Consider the following 26,011-nt stretch of genomic DNA (forward strand, 5'->3'; position numbering starts at 1 on the left):
GTGACATTTTGTCTCATGCGGTTTCCGCGGATTCGGCGACCTCAGTTCCAACAGTACGGTCCTTTCTCTCTCACAGCCTCTCTCTTCGGCGTCTTGATGATTCTACTCATCTCCGCCTTGACGGTTTACGCACAAGCGGTCTGGCCCTGATTTTTTCTTTCTCCGACCTGGTATACAATCCCAAAACAAGTCGTTACTCCTCGATGGACAGTCATGTGCTCCGCGTCCGATAATCGGCTCGGCATCGAAATTGCGGCAGTGTGAGATTCTCTCTGTGTGGTAAACAGCTCTCCCATTCGAAGCGGTGATGCCGCCAGGATAGGAGCCAGAGCCCCATCACTCGCTTTCTCTCAGAAGATCATAGGCGATTAGAGCAACTTCGCCACGCTGGGCAGGATCTTGGAACAGCACGATCTTGTTGAGGAAGGATCTGATGGTTGGTACGAAATCTGTGATAAATTGATCGGGACCGATGCCGAGCAACTGGTGACCAGACTTCGCGCCACTCCGGAGCCGGCGGTGATTCCGCATTCCGATGCTCCGGCTGTCCTAGGTGCAGTCCACCGTGCCTTGGAGCCTGTGGGTTACATCTGCAGCTCGGATTCCCACTGAACAACGGCGCATGAGAAGGTGCGAGACAACTCCAAGCATTGTTCGAACTCAAATGAACGAGACTGACTGACCGCCTGAAGATCATTCCTCTTTACGCACGGTATGATATGCTGCTTCCCGCGTCATGACGACTGAGACGACTCTACTCAGGGAACTCGCCGCCGCCACCGCACGGAGGCGGACCTTTGCCATCATCAGCCATCCGGATGCCGGCAAAACGACGCTGACCGAAAAGCTTCTCCTGTACTCCGGCTTGATCCGAACCGCGGGCATGGTGCGTGGACGCAAAGGCGGCAAGACCACCGCCTCGGATTGGATGGGCATGGAACAGGAGCGCGGCATTTCCATCACGGCTTCGGCCATGCAGTTTCCCTATAAAGAGACCGTGGTGAACTTGCTGGATACGCCCGGCCACCAAGATTTTTCCGAAGATACCTATCGCACCCTGACGGCCGCCGACAGTGCCATCATGGTCATCGATGCAGCCAAAGGTGTGGAAACCCAGACACGCAAACTGTTCGCTGTGTGTCGCATGCGGCGGATCCCTGTCCTGACGTTGATCAACAAGATGGACCTGCCGGGGCGTCCGCCGCTCGACCTGATGACCGAAGTAGAACAGGCGTTGGACATTCACGCCAGCGCAATCAACTGGCCGATCGGGTCGGGCAGTGACTTCGTGGGCATTGTCAGCCGTGCCGACAGCCGGGTGCAGCTGTTCAGCAAGACGATGCATGGTGGGGCGAACAAAGTCGACACGGACACCTTGCCGCTGGCAGAGCTTCACTCAAACGGCAGGGTATCTCAAGATACGATGGCGCAAGTCCAACACGATCTAGAGCTTTTAGACATTGCCGGAAACCCCTTCACGCGTGAGCGATTTCTCCAGGGGGAAGTCACCCCGGTCTTTTTCGCGTCGGCACTCACGAATTTTGGGATTGAAAGCTTTCTTGACGCGTTTGTAGATCTAGCGCCAAGTCCCGGCATGCGGCCGGCTGACCGCGATGACGGGTCCGAGTTCTCTGTGAATCCGATCGACATGCCGTTCAGCGCCTATGTATTCAAGTTGCAGGCGAACATGAATCCTAAACATCGAGACAGCACCGCCTTTCTTCGGATCTGTTCCGGACGGTTCGAACGAGATATGGTGGTCCAGCATCATCGATTGGGTCGGGATATTCGATTGGCAAGACCGCACAGTCTGGTGGCGCAGGAACGCAGTACGGTCGAAGAAGCCTATCCTGGCGACATCATCGGCATCATCAACCCTGGGGTCTTCGCCATCGGCGATACGGTTTCATTGACCGGAGGGTTCAACTTTAGACCTCTGCCGCAGTTCCAGCCCGAAATCTTTGCACGCCTCCGCCCAACGGATGTCGGCAAACGCAAAGCCTTCGACAAGGGCCTGTCCCAGATGGCACAAGAAGGGACCGTGCAGATCATGAAAAACTTCAACGACCAGGAGGCTCTGATTGCTGCGGTCGGTCGTCTCCAGTTCGATGTGCTGCAATACCGACTCCGCCAGGAATATCGTGTGGAAACCATCCTCGACGCGCTGCCGTTTACCTGCAGTGCGTGGCTGGAGGGGGATCCCTCCACGTTCAAGTCACCGTCGGCCTCGATGATGGTGAAAGACCAACGGGATCGAGTCGTCGTCCTCTTCGGCGATCAGCTCATGAAGACCATCGCACGTGACCGGAATCCCGATCACGAACTGCGCGAAATGGGATAGGCCGGAAGGCCTAGAGCGGCTACCGGCGAAACGACAATGACGACATCTTTTCACTGATTGATCGGTTCTGCTACTGCTCCATAAGCCACCAACCGCCCTCACTGGTCCGACAGCGAGAGCTGCACCTGAACGGGAATAGTAGGCTCTCAGCAAACGGACATAGGTTGAATTTTACTCGAGCGCCCCTGATCTTTCTGATGCGCAATTGCTATGTTGGCATGGCGTTCTTATAGGCGATCAGTTTGAGAATGCAGCGAAGATCTGTTCTCAGCACGTGACGTGATGCGTTTCTTTTTCTGTTTACTTTTTACCACTCGACTCCCTAAAATCTTTTGATTGATCGACGACGAGAGTCGTTTTTCTGCACACATATTTTATTTTTCGCATGAGCCGAATTCTCTTGGTTCCACCTCTTCTTGCCGTCTCTCTGGTGGCCCTAACGTTCTTGTGTGTTCTTGAGAAACCTCTCCTTGCAGCGCCCGGAGGAATGACAGAGGCCTTCCCTGTTCAGAAAGCCGCACCAGTCGCGGTTGTGATTGAAACGGCCGGGAGCGAAGCCGAACTGCGGCAGCACATGCGTGTCAAAAACGATGTCGCTGAACTCTCCACGGGAGCCATCCGGTTTTCCGAGGCACCGATCGGAAGCTTCGGCTTCATCGCGCCACAGTCTCTCGGAATGGCCTTGGTCACGCAGAGTCCCGATCTTGAATTGGAGCGGGTGGCCTCAACGTCTAATGCCTATGAAATCCATAAGGTCTCGGATGGCAACGGATTGTTGGTTGGATTCATGACTAGGGAGGCGGCATCTCAGATTTCCCCCAACGAACGGCCCAAGAATCTACGCATTGCGCTCTACTCTAACTCCGTGGAGAAGGCTCCCATCATCGTCGCGGTCCCTTTAAGTAAGTTGATGGTAGACCGGATGCCGATCAGGCTTGACCCTAAAAAATCAGAGAGTCCCGTGATACTGAGCATGGATTTGCTCACTACGGCGAACCGGAAATCAACCGCTGGACAATAGCCATATGAAAATATGAAGAGAGGCAGCCGTCTGTGAACGTATTGACAGTCCATGCGGAGTTGAGTATCTTGCGACTCTTACTATCTACGAATAGCGAACGTGAACATCACATCTTTCGGTCAAGGCGGTTGGTTGTTACCGAAACTATTTTGTCTTCCCATTTTGCACATGGTTGATGGAGGCCGGCTGAGTAGCCTTCGCTGCTCATTTACACTTAATGTAATGTTATGAAGGAGGGTCGGTTCATGTCTCACCGTCATTCTACATCCACCCGAGTCTTGAGTGGACTCGCCGGCATCGCGCTGTTCGTTGCGCCGTCGGCCCTGCTCGCTGAGACTCCATCGCATGTGGCGATGAATCATCAGGTGCCGGGTTGGGCTGAACAGCTGAAGGGGCAGACGATCATTGAAGATACAATGGAAGGCCGACCGGAACGTACCTCCATGGTCGAGCGGCAGCACCAGCGTATCATGCAACAAATGGAACAGGACGCGACCGCGCAACGTACCGGTGGGTATTACAACGATCTGAACATGATGCACCAGTACGGCGCCGGAAATCAGGATGTGCTGCTCATGTCGAACTCCGGCGTAGAACCGGTGTCGATGTCGGGCGGGCGCTGTCCGGCATCCGCGCCGGTCCGGAAGTACGACGTCTCGGCGATCAACGTCGAGATTTCGCTCAATATGTGGCTCGACTTCTATCCCGGTTACATGTACGTCCTGACCGAGAACCTTGAAAAAGTGCGAGCAGAGGAAGCGGCCAATCGGGCGGCCCGCGAGAAGGAAGGCTATGATCCCGGAGCCGTCAAGAACGGATTGCAGAGCCAGTGGATTCAGCCGCTGGTGCTCCGAGGCAATCAGGGCGATTGTGTCAAGTTGACGCTTCGTAATCAACTGGAGGGCGGCGAGGAGGTCAGTCTCAACATTCATGGCTCCAGCATGATCGTCGCCTCCACTGGCAAGCCGGCGACGACCACGAATCCGGACAGCATCGCGGCTAAAGAGAAATCCGTGGACCTGGAGTGGTACATTCCGCCGACTCAGCAAGAGGGCGGCCGCCAGTTCCACTCGTACAGCAACGATCGCGAGCTGACGGTCATGGGTCTGTTCGGCGCGTTCGTCGTGGAGCCCAAGGGGTCCGAATATCTCGACCCGTTGGGAACCGGCGAGCCGACGCCGATGGCCAGTGGATGGCAGGCCATCATCAAGAACGGGACAGGGCCTGACTTCCGGGAATTCGTGATCATGTATCATGAAGTCGGGGACGAGGCGTTTCGGCCGCTGAACAAGAAGGGCGACTTCATTCCCCAGCGCGATCCCTTGACCGATGTGTACCGGCCGGTGGCTCGCGCCCTGAATTACCGGAGCGAACCCTTCGGCGTCGACAACATGCAAACGCAGCACGAGTACTTCGGGTTCGAAGACGAATCCATGGCCTACAGCGCCTATACCTTCGGCGATCCGGCGACGACTATTCCTCGCAGCTATCTGGGTGATCCGGCAAAGTTTCGCCTCGTGCACGGGGGGTCGGAGGTGTTTCACTCTCACCATCCGCACGGCGGATCGATTCGTTGGCCGAGGAGTCCACGCGCCATCGATGAAATGCCTTTATGGCATGCGGCCAAGAACGGGCCGGTCAAATATCCCGTGATTCGGACCAAGTCTGACCGAGTTGATGTGGAAGTCATCGGACCGTCCGAGACCATGGACCTGGAAACCGAATGTGGCTCCGGCCTCTGCCAGCAGTTGGCCGGGGACTTTCTGTTCCACTGTCACGTCGCTCACCATTACATCGCAGGGATGTGGGGCTATTGGCGTGTGTACAACACTCTGCAGCAGGGAACGTATCACAATGACGTGATGCCGGATATGCGCGAGCTGCCTGACCGGGCCGGCCGTATTCAAGCCGGTATTACATCGGATCAGCTCATCGGCCGCACCGTAGACTGGTTCGGAAAGACCTTTACCATCGTCAAGGACGGGAAGACAAACTGGAAGGCATCACCCGCCGTCGTCAACGTGAAGGATTGGGTCAACATGCAGCTGCCGCCGCAGGGACAGCCTGGGCATCAGAAAGATGAGCGCGCCCAGACCCGTTCCTACGATGCAAGCGTACTGGATTGGGCTTGGCAGGGTGATCGTGCGATGACCGAACGCGAAAACAGCGTGGACAATCCGAGGTACCTCTCGCCGACTCCCGGCAACCGGCTGCCGATTCTTTTTGAGAGCGCCACCGGCAAGATTGCCTGGCCGCATTTGAAGCCGCATTTCGGCCGTCGTGTGCCCTTCTCTCAGAATCACAATCCTTCTCCATGGTTGGATATGATCCACCTTGAGGAGGACGGTTTGCCCAGTTCCTATCCGGCAAAGCCGGGAGAGAATGGGCGATGGAGCATGTGTCCCGAGAACGCCGGCTCCAAGAAATACAACGTCCATTTCATTCAGACGCCGATGACGTTGTCCGATAAGCAGGGCGATACGCCGGCCATCGTAGATAAGGACGGGCTGATCTACGTGTTGCACGAGGAGGAAGCGCAGACCAGGAAGAGCGACATCAAGTATCCGCTGGTGGTGCGCGCCAATATCTACGATTGTATCGATTGGATGTTGACCAGCGAGTGGCTGGACGATGACCATGTCAACTTCCAGGCATCGAAGATTAATACGCACTGGCACTTCCTGCAGTTCGACAATCAGTCATCCGACGGCGTCATCACCGGCTTTTCGTATGAGCAATCGGTGCGTCCGTTCACGATGCTGGAGAAGAAGGTGAAAAAGGGCCTACCTGTGCCGATGAATACTACTTTCACCAAGCCGGCCAAGAAGGGTGACCGGGTCATTACGGTCAAGAACGCGGCCCAGTACCAGCCGAATGTGGAACTGTTGATCGGCGCGGACAATGTCCAAGGCAACGAGATCGGTCGGGTCAAATCGATCCAAGGTAATCAGATCACGCTCTATCGTCCGTTGAAAAATGCTCATCCGGCCAACGACATCGTGACGGTGGAGTTCGTCCGGCAGCGATTCTGGGTGGATTCCGATGTTGGGACGGTCTTCTGGCACGACCATGCGCTGGGGCGAGTCACATGGCCTCACGGGGGGTTCGGCACGATCATCATCGAGCCCGTCGGTTCGACCTATCACAATCCTAAGACCGGCAAGGAGATCCGAAGCGGTCCGATGGCCGATATCCGAACGGCGGAGCCGGTTGGATACGGAGTGAACGGCAGCTTCCGGGAGCTGCTGGTGCAGCTCAATGACACCGTGCCTCATACGGTGAACATCGTTACGGCGGGTAATCCGCCGGGGCAGCCGATTGAAGTGGCATTGGAAGCCGGGAAAACAGTATCTTTCCCGATGCCGGAAAAAATGCCGATGGTGCCGATGTCCTTCCTCAACGGCGGAACCCATACGACGGGTGGTGGGTTGAATTTCAAGGCCGAGCCCATCGCGAGTCGCTTGGCCGCGAACCCTGATTCGTCCAAGTTGTTCAGCAGCGCCGTCCACGGCGATCCCTATACGCCGATGGTACGTGCCTACCTGGGCGATACGGTGGTGTTCCGGCTGCTTCAGACCATGGCGAACGAAACGATGGTCTGGACAGTTTCAGGCCATACCTATTTAACAGAACGTTATGCGGGCGATGCGAACCGGAAGAACTCGATCCATATCGGCATTGCCGAACGGTACGACCTGGTGGTGCCGCAAGCGGGCGGACCGCGGCTCCAGCCTGGAGACTACATCCACTTCAACGGCCGCGGGTCGAAGTTCTCAGAGGGCGCATGGGGCATCATGCGGGTGTTGGACAAGGAGGTGCCAGACCTCCAAAAGCTCCCCGCCGGATACAGTCGCCGAAATGAGATTCCGAAGCCGCTGGCTGTCTGTCCAGCAGAGGCTCCGGTGAAAAACTTCAACGTCGTGGCGTTGGATTATCCATCGCTGAAGTTGAACCCCAAGGCGCCTGATACCATCGAGGTCGACTTCGAGCGGACGATCCAGATGGTCAATCCGAGCGCGAAGATTTATGCGTTGGAAGAAGACGTGACGAAGGTTGCCGGAGGGGTTCAGCCGATGCCCTTGACCTTGCGGGCCAATGTCGGGGATTGCCTCAAGGTGAAGCTGACCAACCGGATGAAGGAGAGCAGAGCGTCATTCTCCGCCATCGGATTGGTGTTCGACCCCAAGGATTCGCTCGGTGCAAACGTCGGGAACAATCCCGGCGATCAGACCATCGCACCGGGAGAGAATCGTACCTACACCTACTACGCGGACCCGTTCCTGGGAGAGACCGCTTCATTGGTGTGGGACTGGGGCAATGTGGTGATCAATCCCCGGAGCGGGCTCTATGGAGCAGTGGTGATTGGCCCGAAAGGAGCCCAGTACCGTGATCCAAAAACCGGCGCGGATATTTCGACGAAGAACAGCTGGGTGGCCGATGTCATCGTCGATCGGACGATTCAGGGTTACGAGAATCGCGTGAATTACCGCGATGTGGCTCTGTTCTTCCAAGACGAGGACAATATCATCGGCACGAGTTTCATGCCTTATGTGCAGAACACGGCGGGCTTGACGGCCGTCAACTACCGATCGGAGCCTTATAAGTTCCGCGAAGAGAAGGGCTGCACTCTTGGCAAGGTGTTCCAACCCTGTGTCGTGGACAAGCCGGAAGATCCGGCGACGCCGATCATCGAGGCGCATGCCGGGGATCCCGTTCGCATCCACGTGTTCGGCGCGAGCAGCGAACAGAACGGCATGTTCAGTGTCGAACGCCATGAGTGGCCGATTGAGCCGTTCATGCGCGGAGCCGACATGATCAGCCTGGTGGAGTTCGCCGGATCAGAGGCGCTGGACGCGTTCCTTCCGAGTGCCGGGGGACCGTTCCGTATGCCGGGTGATTATGTCTGGAGCAACCAGCGGTTACCTTACTCGCAGTCTGGACAGTGGGGCTATCTGCGGGTATTACCGGCTGGGGATCAGCGGGTGTTGCCGCTTTCCGGTGCCGGGACAGGAACGAAGAGTGCCTCTAGTGATGAACCGGCGCATGCCGTTCCTGTAGCGACGCGGTAACTCGCTTGCCTCTCGAAGAGGCAATCAATACCGAGAAGAGGGGGAGGCCTGCGCTCCCCCTTTTTATTTATAACAGGCATCTGGTACCATCACAGAAACCGATCTCAATTGAAAGCGAGAATGCCATGAAAACCACGTTGGTTTCAGCCTTGCTCGTCTTGGCCTGTGCTTCTACGGCCTGGTCCTATCAAGAAATTGAGGTGAAGGACGGCGGAACCGTTACGGGAAAAGTGAGGATGACGGAAGGAAAGCCGATCCCCAAAGGGTTCAACCTGGTCACCTTTCCGGATCCTGTCTACTGCGGAAGAATTTCCACCGGGACTGGGTGGAGGATTTTGGACGAGTTCAGCGTTTCGGCAGATCGAGGCCTCAAAGACACGGTTGTGTTGCTGATCGATGCAGAGAAGGGAAAGCCGTTTAAGTTCGTGCCGCCCACCATCGAGGCCCGCGACTGTCGGTTTTTGCCTTTTGTCAGTGTGGTGAAAGACCGAGCCGAGGTTCGAGTCGTCAACATGGATCCGGTGTTTCATGATATTCAGGCGTACGAAACGTCGGACCTAGGTCCACGTGTGTTATTCAACACACCGCTTCCGATGAATCCCCTGCACGTGCGTGATGCCGGGTCCGAGAGTCATGAGCATCTGGCCGGACAACCGATGATCGAAGTCGTCAAGATGACGAAGAACCGTCGGTTTTTCGTCATGCAGTGTGGATTTCATGCCTACATGGAAAGCTGGGGATTCGCCGTGGACAATCCGTATTACATGATGACCGACACGGATGGACGGTTCTCGCTGTCAGATGTGCCTGCCGGCGAGTATACATTGATGGCGTGGCATCCTGGAGTAGGGACGGTGCTCGAAAAGAAAATATCGGTGTCAGCGAAGCAAACGCATCAAGTAGATTTCACGTTCGAATCTCCCAAAGGGCGCCGAAGCGTACACGAAATCGCAGAGAATCCGCATTACGGGTTGGAGGTGCTGGGAAAATCCGTGGAGATTCGCCCCACTCTCCAACTGCAGACACCATAAATACTGTTCGTTTGAATAGGAGCATTGCCCGTGAATAGAGTTGTCGCTTGCATGTCCGGGTTGAGCGCAGCCCTTGTCTCGGCGGTAGCCTTGTCATCAGTCACACCGGCAAGCGCCTATGAGGTGATAAAGGTACGACATGGTGGAACGATCGAAGGGACGGTGACGCTCGATGGACCGGTGCCGGAGCCGAAGGCGTTCAGTCTGATCACGTTTCCGGATCCCGCCTATTGCGGCCGGATCTCCAATGGCCGCGGGTGGCGCTTGCTGCATGACTTTGTTGTCGGTCATCAGGGAGGATTGAAGGATGCCATTGTGCTCCTGGAAGGGGTCGAAGCTGGAAAACCGTTTGATGTTTCTGTCCCGTTGATCGAAGCCCGCGACTGCATGTTTCAGCCGTTCATGACCATTGTCCGTAATGGGCATGCAGTCGAGGTCATCAATATGGATCCCGTGATGCACGATATTCAGGGCTATGAGACATCGCCGGAAGCGGGTGCGCGAGTCTTGTTCAATAGCCCCTTGGTCATGAATCACCAGCATCGTCGAGGGGATATCCATGCGACGCACGACCATGCTCCAGGAGCATCGTTGGTTGGGCCGATTTATTTGAACAAGGGTCGACGTACGTTCTACATGCAATGTGGCTTCCATGCCTACATGGAAAGCTGGGCCATGGCCGTGAACAATCCCTACTATGCCCTGACGGATGCCGAGGGGAAGTTCTCGATCGCCGGCATTCCTCCCGGTACCTATCAGTTGGTGGTATGGCACCCGCAGACAGGACCTGGAAAGACAAGGACGGTTGTGGTGCAACCGGATGGAACGCTGCGTGAGCAACTGTCGCTGCCCGCTCCCAAGGGGAATCGAACCGCGTATAAGGTCATGGATAGCCCTCGGTTCGCCCCTGAGTCGTTAGGGTACCCTGTTGACATCCAGCCGCTCGTCGAACATCAACATTGAAAGTCTGCACCTCTGTACTGTGAAGCGGCCTTGCCGATCCGTATCTCTTGGCTTCCTCAGCGTTGTTTCAATAGGTGCTCATATCAATTCTGGAAGGTGACAACCGCCCCTCCCATGAGCCGGAATTCTCCGGCACGTCCGTCAAACGGGTAACAGACAAGAACGATCACACACGCATGAGTGCAACCGGCCAGCGGCGCGAAGGGTAGAGGATGAATCCGCTGAACATGCGACAACGTGCGATCGTCTTGTTCACCCTTGTCTGGTGCATTCCTATGGCTGGATCTGCGTTTGGAGGAACGGCATCGCAGATTCAGCAGAGTCAGGCACTCTATGACAAGCAGGAGTATCAGAAGGCTCTTGAAGGGCTGGACAAGCTCGATTCTCAGACGTTGGGCACACCGGATGTTCGTCGACTCAAGATTCGCACACTTCTGAGACTGGGCAACCCGAAGGATGCCCTTACAAACTATGATGAGCTCGTGCAGGTATTGAAGCGCGATGATCCGTCGATCCTTCGTGAGATCTCACTCGGATTTGTCCTTGGCCTGACGAAGGACATGCGCGAGCAAATGCGTGGTGCGGCCTATACCGCCCTGAAGGACTGGCACGACCCCGAGTCGATTCCATTCCTGGAAGATGGGCTCAGCGACGGATCCGGTCTTGTCCGAGCCTTAGCGGCTGAAGGACTTGCGAAGCTGAACGAGGGACGCCATTCGACTCGATTCCGACAGGCCTTGGAAGATCAGGCGGTGTTGGTGAAGGTGGCGGTACTCAAGGGGTTTGCAACATCCGGTGATACTTCCGTCATCCCGCTCGTCGAGCCCCTACTGAATGATTCTGAGATACGGGTGCGAGTCGCAGCCGCCGAGGTGCTCTGTAATCTGAAACGACCCAAGGGCTGTGAACTGCTCTTCCAGTATGCGAAGGCGCCGAATCCAGATGAACGGACCCCGGCGATTCGTGCCTTGGTTGATCGGCCGTCGACAGAGGTTTTGCCGGTTCTCATCGAGTCGAGTGAGCACAAACAGCCGTCGGTACGCGGGGCTGCCGCCACAGGGTTGGCGCATGTGCCCACTGCAGAAGCAGTCACTGCGCTGACCAGACTGCTGAGAGACCCTCTTCCACCCGTACGGATCGCCGCAGCCGTCAGCCTAGGGCAGCTGCGCGGATTTGATGTACGCGCGCCCCTGAATAGGGCTCTCGACGATCGTGACGCGGCAGTCAGAGCGTTCGTCATCGGCGCGTTGCTGGAACAGGGTGAACGGTATGAGATTGTAGCCGGTCCTGTGCAGGCTCTCAGGAACACGAATGAGCCCGCCGTTCGCGCTGCCGTGGCACGAGCCTTAGGGCATGCCGGAGAATCGAATCGAGAGCCGGCGCGATCGGCCTTGATGCTGCTGGTTCAGGATACGGTGCCTCGAGTGAGGATTGCGGCGATCAAGTCAACGGCAAAGATTGATGGGGTGGATGCGATCCCACTCCTCAAACAGAGTCTGCACGACGAGGATGATGCAGTTCGGGCGACGGCCGGAGGAGCGCTGTTGAAAGTTGTGCTCACGAAAAACTAGGCTAGGGACGTGCCGTTGTGCCGCTACGTTCATCGATATCGTTGGACCGGAGTCGTTCCCTATGCTTATGGTTCGATGAACCCGTGCTCTTCTTGTAGAAGGAGTTGTGTCCATGGCCATTCGGATTCTTGCTGTGTTGGCGCTGTTGGGCTTCGGGCTCAACGACTCCTTTCTGTTCGCAAATGAGCCACCGGGGCACGATCCGATCGAGCCGCCGACGAGCAAAGACGGCGCGCCAATGATCGTGGTCCCGGCCGGCTCGTTCCCGATGGGTGTGCCGGCTGGAGCCCGTGACGGAGGACGCGATGAATATCCACGTCATGACGTGTTCGTTGATACATTTGCGATCGACACATTTGAAGTGACAAACGGCCGTTATCTGGAATTCGTGAAGTCCACAGGACATCGCGTTCCACAGAATCCAAGAAATCCGACAAGAAACCTCTGGCAAGGAGAGAGCATCACCGATTCGTTGACCGATCGACCCGTGATCAATGTTGATTGGTTTGATGCCGAAGCCTATTGCAGATGGGCTGGCAAACGACTCCCCACTGAAGCCGAATGGGAAAAGGCGGCCAAGGGGACGTCCGATAGACGATTCCCTTGGGGGAACGTTGAACCGACCTCCAAGCATCTTAACTACAACCAGCCGTGGATCGGGGAGAAGACTCTGATGCCCGTCGGAAGTTATGAGGCGGGCAAGAGCCCGTATGGCCTGTATGACATGGCCGGCAACGTTTGGGAATGGGTCGATGATTGGTACGATGCTCGATACTATGAGAAGAGCCCGAAAAAGAATCCGAAAGGTCCGGACACAGGCACAAAGAAAGTGATCAGGGGCGCGGGTTGGCAAAACGAGACGCCCACGGTTCGCATCTTTACTCGTGTCGAGAGCGATCCAACGGTCCGAAATGAGTCCACAGGATTTCGTTGCGCGAGCGATGCGGCGATGAAACGGTCAGCCGGGAATCCGTCAACTCCTTAAGACGTTCAGCTGCCGAGGCGACTTCTGTAGGTTAGGGGATATCAAATGTCAATGTCCGTGCGCACCGGAAGCCGATCGTCGCGGCACGTTGGTCTGGAGGGGCGCCGCCTCGGGTCGCCGTTCGAAGCATGACGCGGTTGCTTTTCCAAGATCCACCGCGAACGCTCTTGTAGCGCCCGGTGGTTGGACCCGTCGGATTGCGTTCCGGCATATAGGCATAGTAATCGAATCCGAACCAGTCCTGCACCCATTCGGCAATGTTGCCCGCCATATGGTGCAAGCCATAGGGACTCTTGCCTTCCTTATAGGAATCGACTGCTGCAAGAATGGGGATCTCATGGACATGATGCTGCCCGAACATCGCGAGTGTGGAGCTGGGAATTGCTTCACCCCATGGGTAGGGAATGCCTTCAGACCCTCGCGCCGCTTTTTCCCATTCGGCCTCGGTCGGTAGTCTGGCGTGCTTTGCCACGCATAGATCGTTCGCCTCTGCCCATGTGACATAGAGCGCAGGCCAGCGGGTCAAGGTCTGGTCGGAGACGGAATGGACGGTGATGACGTGCCAGAGGAGTTTCTGGAGCTCGTCCGAGGGATGAAGCTTCTGTTTCTGCAGAAAGGCTACGTATTCTCCAAGGCTTACCTCATCTCGATCCATCTCATAAGCATCCAACCAAACTCGATGTTGAGGCAGTTCCGTATCGTCAAATTGGGTCCGGTTTCCATAGGGGTCGTCATCGACTCTGTTGCTCCCGAGCAAAAACGTACCAGCCGGGATGGTGAGCATCGGCGACGGTCTGGCCAGCCTCGCGATGTCCGTTAAATGGCGGGCCAGTTCCGGGGAGGGCTTTGAGCCGGTCTCTGCGAGAGAGGGGTTTCCCATGATGACCAGGAGAGAAAACATGATCACAGACCACGCACAAAGGCGGCATGAAGTCTTGCCCGAGAGGTTCATGGCGTTCCAGGTGGCGGTGCACTATAAACCGGACGTCTGTAGCTTACAATAGTTCGGACTGACGATCAGGACGTTCTGGGCCATTCAACACTCTTTCAGTAATAACTCGATCCGATTATAGTATGCAGCCCTGACCTGTACACGGTTTTGGAAAGGAGCATTGAATGAGCACGCATCACCTGTTGGCAGCTCACTACCTGCGCTTTCCTGTGTACTGCGTTTGGATCGCCACGATAATGCTCACCCTCCCGCGCAATGCCGAAACGATGGAACTCAGCCAGGACGCGATTCTTAGAGCGAGACAGGCGACCGTAGGAATCCTAGCTGATACACAAGATCAGCGAATGCCGGAAAGGCCTGGGAAGGTCGTCGTCCGAGGAACTGGGTTTCATCTACGAGACGGTTATGTAATTACCGCAAGACATGCCGTAGAAAAACACGAGCTTCCAACGGGCGTCGTCGTTCAGAAACAGATTCGCGTGCTCACGAATGATCTCCATGAACTTCCTGCCGATCTCGTGAGCGACAGTGCGTTCATGGATATCGTCGTGTATCGGGTTGCTGAACAGCATCGCTCCAAATTGCAGGCAGGGACGTCCTTTACTTCGGCCGAGGCATCACCCGGGATGGAAGTCTTCACAATCGGTTATCCGCTTGGTTGGGGGCCGACCATGGCCTTTGGGAAAATCGGAAATACCAATACATTTCTGCAAACCGTCGATACCCGTCTCATCCAGGCCGACCTTTCGACCTGCAGTGGAAATTCAGGAGGTGGGCTGTTCAACGCCCAAGGAGAAATTGTCGGCATCGTGCATGCCGTGATCCAAACCGATAAAGAAGAGACCCAGGCTCATTGCAGTCGCCTGACCTTTGTCATTCCAGGAATCCTTGCGGAGCGCATCATCAACGCAGCTCTTTCAGGTAGGCCTCTTGCCTTCTCCAGACTTGGGGTCCACATGACTTCGGTAAAAGACGGCACAAAGTTGCGTGTCGCCGTGAAGGAAGTCGCGGAACCAGCAAAATCGGCAGGTATTCAGAAACACGATATTTTGCTGGCCATCGAGGATACGGAGATTCTTGATGGAGCCCAGCTGAAGAATTTCCTCATCGAGCGGACAAGCCCGGGCCAAGAGGTATCGGTCAAAGTGCGTCGAATTGATGTTGATCTGACGTTCCATGTCGTGCTGGGCGGTGGGTGAGGGGAATAAGACTGGTAACGGGTGAACGGGTTGTCAAGCGTTGTCGGATCCTTAAAAGCCCCAAGAGTTTGTGAGAGTATGCGATGGCGTGATTGTCATGACGCCGCGCAGCGGTGCAGTCGGTCCATAATTGCCAGCCCAAGCCCCTCTTCGGTACACGGTTCTGCGTAGATCCGATCGAGCCCAAGGGAGTCCAGCCTCCGCAGCGCTGCAAACAGGTGTCGTGCGGCTTCCCTCAGATCACCGGTCGACGATAGAACTTCAACAGCTGCAAAGCGATCGTCGGTATCTCGTGCTTGCGAAAGGATCAGCAACCCTGCGCGCTCATCATTTTTCAGGATAGGCCTTGCTCCGACCGCGCCTAAGATCGTCAATTGCGTCTGCGTTGCGTAGTGGCGTGCTAATTGACCGGGCGCCATCGGCGTTTGATTCACAGGCGACGACCGATGAATCGAGCCGATGACGGCGTTGAGTTGTTCAATGGTGATGCTGCCTGGACGCAGCAATTCCGGCTGTGGTCCTATCAGTGAAACGATCGTCGATTCGACCCCAACCGGACAGGGTCCGCCGTCGAGTATGAGATCTGCTTTGCTCCCAAGCCCATCAGCAACATGTTGAGCGGTCGTGGGGCTCACATAGCCAAAGGGGTTGGCGCTGGGACCGGCGATGGGGGTATCTGCTTCCCGAATCAACGCCTGTGCCACTGGATGGTTCGGCATTCTGACTGCAACCGTCGGAAGTCCGGCGGTGACGAGATCTGGAACGGTCGATTGCTTCGGCAGGACCAAAGTCAGGGGGCCGGGCCAAAACTCATTTATGAGTCTGTGACCTATGGGAGGCAGGGAGGCGATCAGAGTATCCAACTGGCTGAGATGAGCGATGTGGACGATGAGCGGGTCGAACTGAGGACGCTGCTTGGCTTCGAAGACCTTCGCTGCTGCGTCGGCATTCATCGAATCGCAGCCGAGTCCATAGACTGTTTCGGTTGGAAACGCGACGAGTCCACCTCTTTTGATGATCTTTCCTGCTAGTCGGATGGACTCGGAATCTTCTGCCGAGAGGATTGCACCGTTCAAATAATCGGTTTCCCAACCCATAGGAATGCCGTGCTAACCCCCACTCCATTACTCTTTCACGGTCATCGTAATCCTGACCGGATCGAGTGGGTTGTCTCGCTCGTCGCGAGGGACACCGACAATCTTGTCGACAACCTCGATCCCACGAAAGACTTCTCCAAACACGGTGTAGCGCCGATCTAAACCGCTGTTCTCTCCGACGCAGATAAAAAACTGTGAGCCGTTGTCGTTGAAGTCGCGCGTGCTGTTGCTCTCGCGGGGCATTTTTGCCATGGATACCGCGCCGCGCTTATGTGGATGGTCGTTCGGTTCGGGCGAAAGAAAGTACCCTGGTCCGCCCGTACCGTGGAGTATGCGGTCGGGAGTCTTGCTCAATGGATCGCCTCCCTGAATGATGAACCCAGGCACCACCCGATGGAACGTCGTGTCGTCATAGAACCTCATCTTGACGAGATTGATAAGGTTCTCCACATGACGAGGTGCCGCGTCAGAGTAGAATCGAATCTTGATCTCACCGAATCTCGTGACAATTGTGACGCGGGGATCTTTTTTTCTGAACTCAAGTGCCATCGTCATGAATGTAACAAGGCGATGATCGGAGTGGCAAGGTCTTGCCAACAGTGCTGAGTTCTGCGTGTCGAGTCCTGAGAGTATTGCTCAGCACTCACGTCTCAGCACTCAGCACCGTCTTTTACGAGTCCATCTCCAGGTCGGATGCGCACCCACATGATTCCACCCAAAAGGGAAATGAGGGCCGCGAGGCCGAGAGAAGCACCCCAACCCCACTGTTGGGCGAGCCAAGGCGTGAGTGTCGGAGATATCGCTCCACCGAGATTGGCACCCATATTCATGAGACCTGAGAGGCTTCCGGCATGGGTCGGTGACAGATCGCTCGCCGAGGACCAATATGCGCCGACTGTGAAATAGAGCCACCCGGCACCCAATGATAAGCTGGCGATGGCGAGATGAGGAGATTCTACAACGGCACCCAAGGCGATGGAACCAGCCGCCAGCCCCATACCTATCATGCCCACGATCTGACGGCCTTTCGTCACTCCTCGTCGGATCGCCAATCGATCGGTGACCCATCCGCCGAGAGGACAGAACACGAGAATCGTAAGGAACGGGGCGGCAGCAAACAATCCGCCGCGTAAGACATTGAAGCCGCGCTCATTCACGAGATAGAGATAGAACCAAGACATGTAGACATAGGCGACATAGCCCAAGCATCCGTAACTCAGCATCAGCCACCAAACGCTCGGTGTCCTTCGTAGGATAGTCCACGGAGTTGAAGGACGCGTTGGAGTGGCTGGAATCGTGGACGAGGCTGTTTCGTCATGAGTGTGCCAGGGGTGCTGCGATGGACGATCGGTGGCCAAGCACCACCAGATGACTGCGAGGGCGAACCCTATCCCGCTCGAGAGGTAAAAGGCGGATTGCCAGCCATAGTTGACCATAATCCAAGCTGTTATTGGCGGAGTGATTGCTGCGCCGATCCCGATTCCGCCGATCGCAATGCCGATGCCGAGACCGCGTTCATGAGCGGGAAGCCAGTCGGTGACGGCGCGATTAAAGGTCGGCAATGCCGCTGCCTCTCCGACACCGAGAAGAAATCTGACAAGGGCCAGTGCGCCGACGATTCCGAGCGGGGTGGCCAGGAAAGAAGTCGCGGCAATGGCCGTCCAGGCGGTAAAGCAGGACCACCAGATCAATGCGATCATGAGGATGATGCGGATGCCCCAGCGATCTGCGAGCCACCCACCGGGAATCTGGAACAAGGCGTACCCGATGACGAATGCGGAGAAGACAAATCCCATCTCCTGCTCCGTGAGCCCCAACGCCGGCATCATCTGCCGTGCGGTGACCGAAATGTTGACGCGATCGATGTACGTGACAACACTGATGGCAAAGAGAAGCCCCAGAATCAGCCAACGTAGGGGCGAAGGTGGTGCAGCGGTTTCGCGATTCGTGAAGGTCCTCTCGCTCACAGTAGGTTCACCACCAGATTCATCCAGATTCATGGGAACGGTGGCCGTTGTTGTGTTCGGCAGGCGTCGAATGGTGAATAGCTTGCCGCCTCGTTACAGAGGCGGCACAGCGAAGTGGTCAGTTAGTGACGATGTCGAGTAGCTCAACTTCGAAGACTAAGGTGGCTCCCGGTTTGATGGTCGGCGGCGACCCGCCGTCGCCATAGGCCAGATTGGATGGGCACACCAGACGGCTCTTTCCTCCGACTTTGATCTGTTGAACTCCCTCTGTCCAACACTTAATAACCTTGTTCAACGGAAATGTCGCCGGTTCCCCTCGCTTGATGGAACTGTCAAATACTGTTCCATCGGTCAAAGTACCATGGTAATGGACCTTGACCGTATCCGTTGCCTTTGGCGTGGCCCCGGTGCCGGGTTTGATGGTGGTGATGACGATCCCTGACTCCGTCTTCGTTGCTCCTTTTTCCGAAGCCGCTTTTGCCGTAAACGCGGCGCCTGCCTTCTTCTCACTCTCGGCTGCGACAGCCACTCGAGACTGTTGCAGTTGTTGAATTTTGGGCCCGAATGTTTGGAGATCGACTTTTTGAGGGCGCTTCAGTACGCCGTCAGTGATGCCATTTTTGACCATATCGAGTTCGGTCTCGCTTAAGGCAAAGGTCCCCAATGATTGGCTGATGGCCAACCCAAGTGCGTACAGGGTTTTCTGATCATCACTTACCGGATCTGGAGAGGCAGCCGATAGCGGGGTTGTGAGAAGGAGAAACCCTATGGCAAAACATAATAGACGAATTCTCATGGGGTAGAGGTCCTTTCTTGTGATGAGGTATGGGCAAATGTGGCCCGTAAGAATACGATAGGCTTTCCGATCTCACAACAGAAATCTCACCGAAAACGGCTACCGATCAGCGAGGCGAGTTTCTATGCTTCACGCAAATACGAGCCAATGGAAGTGGCGGAGAGGGAGGGATTTGAACCCTCGGTAGAGATTTTGTCCCTACGACGGTTTAGCAAACCGTTGCCTTCGGCCACTCGGCCACCTCTCCACGTCATGATTAATAGGATCACGCCGCATCCACGGCGGAAAGTGTCGCCAGGGCGGGAGTCACCGACGAGGTGGCATCATACCTCAGCCTATGGGAAGCGTACAAGGGAGGAATAATGCTTCGGCTAGCCCGTCTTCCGCAGGTAACACGTCTGCAACGAGTTCTTCCACTACGGTAGCTGGACGATTAGGCCATTGTCGTCACGACCTGTTCGAGTCTCGTGGGTTGGTTGGGGAGCAGCAGCGTCATCCGCTGAAGCCGCCCGGTTCAGGAGGAGGCGGGCGGGAAAGCAGACGACCGATTGCTTCCCAGCCAATCCGCTCTTCCCGGTCAAGGCCGGGACGCGTCCCGATGGGGGCGCCCCCCCGCTGACGAGGACCGCAGACGGTCCGAATCGACTCGACCCACAGCCCGCACGCGTCGGCCGTGCCGCCTGGCTTCTTGGTGGGGCGCCGCCCATCCAGGGGGCCGAGTATTGACGGCTGCCCACGTCCGGGCAAGGGGGCGGACTGCACGACACGCCCTGGCCTGAAAGCAGGCCCTGAAATCAGGCTGCGTTCACGACAGCAGAAGAGCAAGCGCGTCACTTTCCCACGGCAAACTGCGGAAGACGGGCTAGCCCAGAAGATGGCCTTTTCCGGTAGATCCGTTTGGATCATGTCGGCATAGCGGTGGAGCTTTGAGATGCATGTGGCGTCAGCTATTCTCACGTTGAGACCATCAGCATGAACTGTGTATGGTGTAGGAATTCATGGGAGATGCTCTGATGCCACTGACCACATACAATCACGTTTCCATTCCCTCTTTTATGTACGGCACGGCGTGGAAGAAGGACGCGACAACCAAGTTGGTACTGCAAGCGGTCGAGGCGGGGTTTACCGCCATCGATACGGCGAATCAACTCGTCCATTATGATGAAGCAAGGGTCGGGGAGGCACTGTTACAGCTAGCGAAGCAAGGCATCGCCCGCAACAAGCTGTTTCTGCAAACGAAGTTCACACCCATCAACGGCCAAGATCATCGCCTTCCATACGACGCGCGAGCAAGCATCACCACGCAGGTGCAACAATCTTTCGCCAGTTCTCTCGAACATCTCCATGCGGACTATCTCGACTCGTACGTGTTGCATGGCCCCTATTCACGGCGTGGCCTAGGGGCTGAAGATTGGGAAGTTTGGACCGCGATTGAGTCCCTCTATGATGCCGGCAAGACGAAGATGATCGGGGTCAGCAACGTCACGGCCGATCAGCTGACCTTGCTCTGCATGAAAGCCAAGCACAAGCCGATGGTGGTGCAGAACCGCTGCTATGCGGCCTTCGGATGGGACAAGGAGGTTCGGGAGATTTGCCGGACGCACCATATTATCTATCAAGGGTTTTCTCTCCTGACCGCGAATCGCGATGTGTTCGTCGACCCTGCGATTCGAACAATGGCCGCACGATACCAGGCCACCCTCGCGCAACTCATCTTCCGGTTTGCCATGCAAGTCGGCATGCTGCCTTTGACCGGCACGACGAATCCTCAGCACATGAAAGAAGACCTGCAATCGGATCAATTCACCCTGCTGTCGGAGGAAGTTGGACAGATCGAAACCATCGGCCTCTAGCGACTATTGGTAAGATCCTCATCAAGTGTATCTATTGTTCCGCCAAAGACGGACAATACAATCAAGCCGTCGCGTTGAAGGGCTTTTTGTTAAAGCAGCGAGTATCACTTCGACAAAAGCGTCAGCAGGCCACGTCTCAGGAAACGGAGCGCCACGTTGAGCGGGAAGGAAATTGTCACCGCAGTGCGCTGTGATCGTGGGCGGGACAAACGATGATGGTCTTGACCGACAACTCCATCACCGAGCAAGAAGACCTGGCGTTGCAACGACTGAGGGTCCGGCCATGCTTGTCCGAGATCGCGCGAAGGCGCAGCGTCATGGTGAGAAGGCGCCGGCAACCGTGGCATTCACCGGGGAAGCGGACGGCAGAGCAGCACACACCCTCTTTGCTTTTGCTGTTGCACGATTCAAGGCCTGACCCACCTTGGCGCTTTCTACCGGTCTGCGCCATAGAGAACCAGACTACGGATCTGGGGATTACAGGGTCAATGAGCTCTTCTTTTTTCATGCGCGATCGTGCGCTGAGTGGCTGAGCATTGAGCAAATCATAGCCATCGGCGGACTGAACGCTTGTACGCTGTAAATGCCTCTGAGAATTTGGAAGCTAAGGCCCGTTCCTCGGGTTGTATTTGAAAACGATTCATGTACCACACGAAGAGCGGGAGGATTACGAAGGCCAGTAGGTGAGAGAGATCAATCGCCCAGCCGACAAGAATCAAGAGGAAGCCCAGGTACATCGGGTTACGGGTGAAGCGGTAGATGCCCGAGGTAACCATCGTCGTGGTCGCTTCCGGTGTGAGTGGACTGACGGTGGTTTTCATCTGGCGAAACGTCAAGACGCCGGCCAGCACGATCGCGGATCCTACGGTGTAAAAGATAAGGGCGAACGCCGAACGCCATGGCAGTACGATGGTGAACATAGAATAGGCAGAGGCGACCCACATCAACGCGCCGAACAAGAATACGAGCGCAAGCGGGGGCACTTTTAGTTCCAGTGCATTGAACATGTGAGTTGGGAACGAGTAGGAGCTGGCTCAACTTGGGCGTTTAGTCATCCCACAGGCCACTTCCCATAGCGCATGGTTGATACTGGCTGGTTCCACGGGTTTCCCATCGCCTTGTTCGACCAATACCGCATTGTGAGTTCCGGTGCCCATATGCTGAGAGAATTCCGAAGAGGCCAATAGCCGAACCCTGTTGTGAGCGCAGTCAAACTCCTTCTGCGTCTTCGTCGAGAAAAACCGGTGAGGGCTCATCATGAACGTCCCAGACGCCGCGTTCCCTTGCATCCACTTATAGTCTGTCAACTGCCACAGCGTCACGAGAGCTCCGTCTCGGCGAATGGTCTTGGGATTGTAGTACACCATTTCTCGCGATGGGGATTGGTACGCGCTATCGATGGCTACCCAGGTTTCCCCAGGCGGCATCTCGCCGTATCCCAGGGGTTGACGGACCTGATAACCAGGATCTTTACAGGACGCCAGGATGAGAAGGAGGACACAGAAAGAAAGGCCGATACCGATAACCTTGTGCATAGATCCCTCGCCAGATGACGCATTCTAGCAAAGGGTGAAGAGGAAGGTACAAGGGCTGGTCGCTGCCACACATACCGCGCTCCTAGTCGCACTCTTTAAACTGGGACTGCTGACAACGCCGTGCCATCTCCTGCGCCTGCTCGATCTGCGCTGCAGTCATTTGTGACGTCAGATGGTCTCGGCGCTTCAAGGCTGCCTTCCTCTCATCGCCATTCAACATGGCGGCAGCGACGTGGTACCACATGAGCGCGCGAACCAAGTCTTTCCGGGCGCCCCGTCCCCTCTCGTACATCAAGCCCAGATTGTTCTGCGGGCCAGCATAGCCCTGCGCCGCTGCCTTGCGAAACCACGTCAGTGCCGTTGGGTAGTCCTGTCGGACGCCTCGCCCTGTTTCATGCATCAAGCCCAGATAGAACTGAGCCGATGCCACTCCTTGCTCCGCCAAGGGACTGAAGAGCCGGGCCGCTTGTGTATAATCGCCACGCTCATACGCAAATTCCGCCTCCTCGAGGGACGGTGCTGCAACAACGAACTCTGGTCTCGCCCCTGACGCGCAGGCCAGAACCAAAAGCATTGCAAAGACACAACGCCATTTCGACATCATCCATTCACCAGGACCTATCGCAACAGGGGAGCATTGCCTCAACGCTCGGAAGAAAAACAGCGAATAGCTCATTGTACTTTGTGAAATCCGGCGGGTCTATGGATTTGAAGATGGGAAGCATAGTGAGGAGGTGAGACGGAACTTCTAGCGATTGCCATAGATGACCTCCCCACAGGAAGGAGAGAGCGGCCTCCTGTTAGGATCTTCTTAGCGCATGGCAACGGTCTGGGATCCTTGGGCAGACAGACTCTTTCGGCGATTATTCGAAATGGTGCGGTCGATCATGGCGCCGCAATTGATGCATTTCCATGCATAAAACACGAGAAAGAAATCCGAGAACCGCTCTAACATCATCATTCCCTTACACTTCGACATCCCATTGATCTTTCCCAGGTGGCTACGTTCACAGCTGATGGCAAAGTTAAGCAAGAGTTGCACCGAATAGTCCGATTTTGGCATGTCAATAATTTATGATTACGTAATTAACCTTGAGTACATTATGGTCAAATAGTTGACGGCGCAGAGTGGTTTGATTCGTCAATGTTTGGTCAACTTGTGCGAGAGAAAAGGGCGGAGTCTTTGTTCAAGGTTGTTTCTGGAACGAGAGATCGGCGTCAAGAAAAGACTCTTGAGCCTTTTAGGGCGTGTCATCAATTAATTTTCTAGGTTCACAAAGCCATCGTGGTGTGATTCACTCCGTCCCAGGCCGAAGGAGGGGCCTGCGGATGGTGAGACGGTACGGGTTGCGGGATGACCAGTGGGAGAAGATTGAAACCCTGTTGCCTGGGCGTGAAGGCACGGTGGGGGTGACCGCGCAGGACAACCGGCTATTTGTGGAAGCGGTGTTGTTCCGGTATCGCGCGGGAATCCCGTGGCGGGATCTGCCGGAGCGGTTCGGAGATTTCCGAGTGATCCACACGCGCCATACGCGCTGGAGTCGACGCGGCGTCTGGCAACGGGTGTTTGCGCGTCTGGCCGAGGATCTCGACAATGAATACGCGATGATCGATTCCACCATCGTCCGTGCCCACCAGCACAGCGCTGGGGCAAAAGGGGGCACCAAGTGCAGGAAGCCATCGGACGCAGCAAGGGGGGCCTGACCACGAAAATCCACGCCACCTGTGACGCGCTGGGTAATCCGACCGGGTTTCATCTCACCCCAGGACAGGCGCATGATCTGGAGGGCGCCGATGTCTTGCTACCCGGCATTGAGGCGGATACCGTCATCGCCGATAAAGCCTTCGATGCCGATGAACGGGTGATTGAACCGCTGCGAAAAGCAGGGAAGACCATCGTCATCCCACCCAAATCCAACAGAACAACCCCACGTGAATACGATCAAGACCTCTCCCGAGCCCGCCATCTGATCGAGAACTTTTTCGCGAGACTCAAGCAATTCCGTGCCATCGCCACCCGCTATGATAAACGCGCCGCCAATTTCCTCGGTGCCATCTATCTCGCTGCTTCGATGACATGGCTTAATTGATGACACGCCCTAATATCTCATGCCTGCCCTCCATCCAACCTTCGTTTGGTTAAATTGTCTTCTGGCCCTTATCGACTTGACCAGGATTGGATCGGCACGGTGGAGATGGCATTTTGTGGCGAGCCCTCGATCACTCGATCGCTATAGGCGAGATAAATGTAGGTCTGGCGTTTCTTGTCGAAAAATCGGACAACTTGTAGGGTCTTAAAAATCAGGGATCGACTCTCACTGAATACCTTTTCCCCTTCTTTCGGCGCACCCACAACGCGAATGGGACCGACTTGACGACAGGCCAGTGAGGCATCGGAGGTTTCCTCTGCCAATCCGACCATACCTTTAAAGCCACCTTTTTTTGATCGACTCAGATAACACGTGATGCCTTCAATCTTTGGGTCGTCAAACGCTTCAACCACAATTTTGTGATCCGGACCCAACCATTTGAATTCTGTATCGACACTCCCAACTTCCTCAGCATGACTTGCCGAAACGATCGTGGCGCAGCAGAGTAACGTGGTTACGAATATGGTTTTCTTCATCTGCTTATTCTCCTCTCATGGTTTAGCTTTATCTCCAGGTAACATATAGCTTGGGGTATGCTTGAACACAAGGGCTTCTGACGCGGGCCGCCCTGGCGACGTGAAAGAAATAGCAGTCGAGCGAAGCTAAAGCATTCCCGTCATTGTTCTACCGAACATAGCCTTGCAGAGCAGTTCGAGTGCGGGGAACTACGGCGGGAGCTATGGCATCTGCTGGGGGTGCCGGAGGGCAAGACCGGCCCTCGATTTCTCGACTAACAAGTCAATCCGCTTGTCTACCCCTATTACTGTGACACATAGTTCTCTCCTCACTCGCGGGTGTGGACCTAGCGATTCGGTGCGGGGGTGCTCTGGCCAGCTGTGCATGCCAGGTGTGAGGGAATCTCAAGCTGCCCGGATGAGCGGAAGCCCCACGCGGTGGCAAGGGCTTGGCAAGTCAGGTTCTGAACAGTCTGGTCGTTACGTTCGACGCAGTGCGGGTAATGGGCGTTGCCCCGCAGGACGCTCCCTCCGCGTTCCACCGAAAGGCCTCGCACATCGACAGTGATATTGAAGAGTGCGCCGCAGTTCGCCTGGATCAATGCCTCTTCCTTCAGTTCTTCCCGCTCCAGCATGAGCACGAACTCTGCCTTCGCCTCTGTCGCGACCGCAAGCGCCGCCTGGCGATCCGATGAGCGGTGGGGAATCTGAGGGAACATCAGAATGTGTGAATAGTGATGAGACCGGAGCCATTCGTCAGCCACGCGGGCGAGGAGAGGATCTCCCCAGATAAGGATGCGCTGTCGCTCACTGGGCAAAAGCGTATGGGAGCCGTTGGTGATTGGAAAGTGGACGCCGGAGGGAGGTGGTGTAGAGGAGCATCCTTCCAGAAGGAGCAGGATGGAGAGGAGGCACGCGACGGTGATGGCCGAGCCGATGCGATACTGTCGTCCCACAGCCTGAAATTATAACAAACGAGAAGGGCGGTGAAGGTGATCGAGAGGGTAAGGGAGACTCGGCTATGTG

21 protein-coding genes, 1 tRNA gene and 1 pseudogene are annotated in these 26,011 nt (G+C 55.9%); 10 read left to right on the plus strand and 13 right to left on the minus strand.

The annotated features are described in order from the left end of the window. Positions 1-336: 336 nt before the first annotated feature. Positions 337-531, minus strand: coding sequence for a hypothetical protein (locus P0120_11845; GenBank protein ID MDF0675011.1), 195 nt, complete (start codon positions 529-531; stop codon positions 337-339). Positions 532-736: 205 nt separating this feature from the next. Between P0120_11845 and P0120_11850 the strand changes: the two genes are divergently transcribed. The 7 genes from P0120_11850 (at position 737) to P0120_11880 (ending at position 12,981) form a co-directional block, all read left to right on the plus strand. Continuing rightward, positions 737-2,341: a peptide chain release factor 3 gene (locus P0120_11850; GenBank protein ID MDF0675012.1), complete on the plus strand. Its 1,605-nt coding sequence runs from the start codon at positions 737-739 to the stop codon at positions 2,339-2,341. Positions 2,342-2,828: 487 nt separating this feature from the next. Further along, entirely contained in the window at positions 2,829-3,362 is a 534-nt protein-coding gene (locus P0120_11855; protein MDF0675013.1) for a hypothetical protein, read from the plus strand. Between the two features lie 245 nt (positions 3,363-3,607). Further along, positions 3,608-8,431, plus strand: a complete 4,824-nt coding sequence (locus P0120_11860) for a multicopper oxidase domain-containing protein (protein ID MDF0675014.1) — start codon at positions 3,608-3,610, stop codon at positions 8,429-8,431. 125 nt (positions 8,432-8,556) lie between these two features. Continuing rightward, positions 8,557-9,462, plus strand: coding sequence for a carboxypeptidase-like regulatory domain-containing protein (locus P0120_11865; protein MDF0675015.1), 906 nt, complete (start codon positions 8,557-8,559; stop codon positions 9,460-9,462). 30 nt (positions 9,463-9,492) lie between these two features. Next, complete coding sequence (locus tag P0120_11870) at positions 9,493-10,425, plus strand: carboxypeptidase-like regulatory domain-containing protein (protein MDF0675016.1); 933 nt, start codon at positions 9,493-9,495, stop codon at positions 10,423-10,425. Between the two features lie 227 nt (positions 10,426-10,652). After that, entirely contained in the window at positions 10,653-11,996 is a 1,344-nt protein-coding gene (locus P0120_11875; GenBank protein MDF0675017.1) for a HEAT repeat domain-containing protein, read from the plus strand. A gap of 112 nt (positions 11,997-12,108) precedes the next feature. Then, on the plus strand, positions 12,109-12,981 hold the full coding sequence (locus P0120_11880) for a formylglycine-generating enzyme family protein (GenBank protein MDF0675018.1): 873 nt from the start codon (positions 12,109-12,111) through the stop codon (positions 12,979-12,981). Between the two features lie 31 nt (positions 12,982-13,012). On the opposite strand, the gene P0120_11885 is transcribed toward P0120_11880, so the two are convergent. Further along, positions 13,013-13,882 (minus strand): SUMF1/EgtB/PvdO family nonheme iron enzyme, encoded by an 870-nt coding sequence (locus tag P0120_11885; protein ID MDF0675019.1) that lies wholly within the window; start codon positions 13,880-13,882, stop codon positions 13,013-13,015. A 215-nt stretch (positions 13,883-14,097) separates the two neighbouring features. On the opposite strand from P0120_11885, the gene P0120_11890 reads away from it, so the two are divergent. Next, positions 14,098-15,132, plus strand: coding sequence for a S1C family serine protease (locus P0120_11890; protein MDF0675020.1), 1,035 nt, complete (start codon positions 14,098-14,100; stop codon positions 15,130-15,132). 95 nt (positions 15,133-15,227) lie between these two features. Here P0120_11890 and P0120_11895 read toward each other — a convergent pair whose 3' ends face one another. The 6 genes from P0120_11895 to P0120_11920 form a co-directional block, all read right to left on the minus strand. Continuing rightward, positions 15,228-16,229, minus strand: coding sequence for an L-threonylcarbamoyladenylate synthase (locus P0120_11895; protein ID MDF0675021.1), 1,002 nt, complete (start codon positions 16,227-16,229; stop codon positions 15,228-15,230). Positions 16,230-16,256: 27 nt separating this feature from the next. Next, positions 16,257-16,784: a peptidylprolyl isomerase gene (locus tag P0120_11900; GenBank protein MDF0675022.1), complete on the minus strand. Its 528-nt coding sequence runs from the start codon at positions 16,782-16,784 to the stop codon at positions 16,257-16,259. Between the two features lie 95 nt (positions 16,785-16,879). Beyond that, positions 16,880-18,196 carry an MFS transporter gene (locus P0120_11905; GenBank protein ID MDF0675023.1) on the minus strand — a complete coding sequence of 439 codons (1,317 nt, stop codon included), beginning with the start codon at positions 18,194-18,196 and terminating at the stop codon, positions 16,880-16,882. A gap of 118 nt (positions 18,197-18,314) precedes the next feature. Continuing rightward, positions 18,315-18,992 carry an FKBP-type peptidyl-prolyl cis-trans isomerase gene (locus tag P0120_11910; protein MDF0675024.1) on the minus strand — a complete coding sequence of 226 codons (678 nt, stop codon included), beginning with the start codon at positions 18,990-18,992 and terminating at the stop codon, positions 18,315-18,317. A 154-nt stretch (positions 18,993-19,146) separates the two neighbouring features. Then, positions 19,147-19,239, minus strand: a tRNA-Ser gene (locus P0120_11915). Positions 19,240-19,484: 245 nt separating this feature from the next. Further along, complete coding sequence (locus tag P0120_11920; protein ID MDF0675025.1) at positions 19,485-19,949, minus strand: hypothetical protein; 465 nt, start codon at positions 19,947-19,949, stop codon at positions 19,485-19,487. Between the two features lie 56 nt (positions 19,950-20,005). On the opposite strand from P0120_11920, the gene P0120_11925 reads away from it, so the two are divergent. After that, the gene (locus P0120_11925; protein ID MDF0675026.1) at positions 20,006-20,845 is read left to right on the plus strand and encodes an aldo/keto reductase; all 840 of its coding nucleotides are present in this window, start codon (positions 20,006-20,008) and stop codon (positions 20,843-20,845) included. 545 nt (positions 20,846-21,390) lie between these two features. Here the strand turns inward: P0120_11925 and P0120_11930 are convergent. From P0120_11930 to P0120_11940, 3 genes are all read right to left on the minus strand, one after another. Beyond that, positions 21,391-21,852 (minus strand): isoprenylcysteine carboxylmethyltransferase family protein, encoded by a 462-nt coding sequence (locus tag P0120_11930; protein ID MDF0675027.1) that lies wholly within the window; start codon positions 21,850-21,852, stop codon positions 21,391-21,393. Between the two features lie 27 nt (positions 21,853-21,879). Then, entirely contained in the window at positions 21,880-22,380 is a 501-nt protein-coding gene (locus tag P0120_11935; GenBank protein ID MDF0675028.1) for a hypothetical protein, read from the minus strand. A gap of 82 nt (positions 22,381-22,462) precedes the next feature. Then, positions 22,463-22,984, minus strand: a complete 522-nt coding sequence (locus tag P0120_11940) for a tetratricopeptide repeat protein (protein MDF0675029.1) — start codon at positions 22,982-22,984, stop codon at positions 22,463-22,465. Between the two features lie 725 nt (positions 22,985-23,709). Between P0120_11940 and P0120_11945 the strand changes: the two are divergent. Continuing rightward, positions 23,710-24,470: pseudogene (locus P0120_11945) on the plus strand (IS5 family transposase). Positions 24,471-24,538: 68 nt separating this feature from the next. Here P0120_11945 and P0120_11950 read toward each other — a convergent pair. After that, the gene (locus P0120_11950; protein MDF0675030.1) at positions 24,539-25,006 is read right to left on the minus strand and encodes a CreA family protein; all 468 of its coding nucleotides are present in this window, start codon (positions 25,004-25,006) and stop codon (positions 24,539-24,541) included. Positions 25,007-25,332: 326 nt separating this feature from the next. Continuing rightward, positions 25,333-25,941: a hypothetical protein gene (locus P0120_11955; GenBank protein ID MDF0675031.1), complete on the minus strand. Its 609-nt coding sequence runs from the start codon at positions 25,939-25,941 to the stop codon at positions 25,333-25,335. Positions 25,942-26,011: the final 70 nt, after the last annotated feature.

This window comes from Nitrospira sp. (assembly GCA_029194675.1).
Classification (GTDB): domain Bacteria; phylum Nitrospirota; class Nitrospiria; order Nitrospirales; family Nitrospiraceae; genus Nitrospira_D.

Bases quoted from the DNA above. Each gene is read 5' to 3' on its own strand.
- P0120_11845 (MDF0675011.1), bottom strand. From the start codon at position 531: ATGCGGAATCACCGCCGGCTCCGGAGTGGCGCGAAGTCTGGTCACCAG.
- P0120_11850 (MDF0675012.1), top strand. From the start codon at position 737: ATGACGACTGAGACGACTCTACTCAGGGAACTCGCCGCCGCCACCGCA.
- P0120_11855 (MDF0675013.1), top strand. From the start codon at position 2,829: ATGACAGAGGCCTTCCCTGTTCAGAAAGCCGCACCAGTCGCGGTTGTG.
- P0120_11860 (MDF0675014.1), top strand. From the start codon at position 3,608: ATGTCTCACCGTCATTCTACATCCACCCGAGTCTTGAGTGGACTCGCC.
- P0120_11865 (MDF0675015.1), top strand. From the start codon at position 8,557: ATGAAAACCACGTTGGTTTCAGCCTTGCTCGTCTTGGCCTGTGCTTCT.
- P0120_11875 (MDF0675017.1), top strand. From the start codon at position 10,653: ATGCGACAACGTGCGATCGTCTTGTTCACCCTTGTCTGGTGCATTCCT.
- P0120_11880 (MDF0675018.1), top strand. From the start codon at position 12,109: ATGGCCATTCGGATTCTTGCTGTGTTGGCGCTGTTGGGCTTCGGGCTC.
- P0120_11885 (MDF0675019.1), bottom strand. From the start codon at position 13,882: ATGTTTTCTCTCCTGGTCATCATGGGAAACCCCTCTCTCGCAGAGACC.
- P0120_11890 (MDF0675020.1), top strand. From the start codon at position 14,098: ATGAGCACGCATCACCTGTTGGCAGCTCACTACCTGCGCTTTCCTGTG.
- P0120_11895 (MDF0675021.1), bottom strand. From the start codon at position 16,229: ATGGGTTGGGAAACCGATTATTTGAACGGTGCAATCCTCTCGGCAGAA.
- P0120_11900 (MDF0675022.1), bottom strand. From the start codon at position 16,784: ATGACGATGGCACTTGAGTTCAGAAAAAAAGATCCCCGCGTCACAATT.
- P0120_11910 (MDF0675024.1), bottom strand. From the start codon at position 18,992: ATGAGAATTCGTCTATTATGTTTTGCCATAGGGTTTCTCCTTCTCACA.
- P0120_11925 (MDF0675026.1), top strand. From the start codon at position 20,006: ATGCCACTGACCACATACAATCACGTTTCCATTCCCTCTTTTATGTAC.
- P0120_11930 (MDF0675027.1), bottom strand. From the start codon at position 21,852: ATGTTCAATGCACTGGAACTAAAAGTGCCCCCGCTTGCGCTCGTATTC.
- P0120_11935 (MDF0675028.1), bottom strand. From the start codon at position 22,380: ATGCACAAGGTTATCGGTATCGGCCTTTCTTTCTGTGTCCTCCTTCTC.
- P0120_11940 (MDF0675029.1), bottom strand. From the start codon at position 22,984: ATGATGTCGAAATGGCGTTGTGTCTTTGCAATGCTTTTGGTTCTGGCC.
- P0120_11950 (MDF0675030.1), bottom strand. From the start codon at position 25,006: ATGAAGAAAACCATATTCGTAACCACGTTACTCTGCTGCGCCACGATC.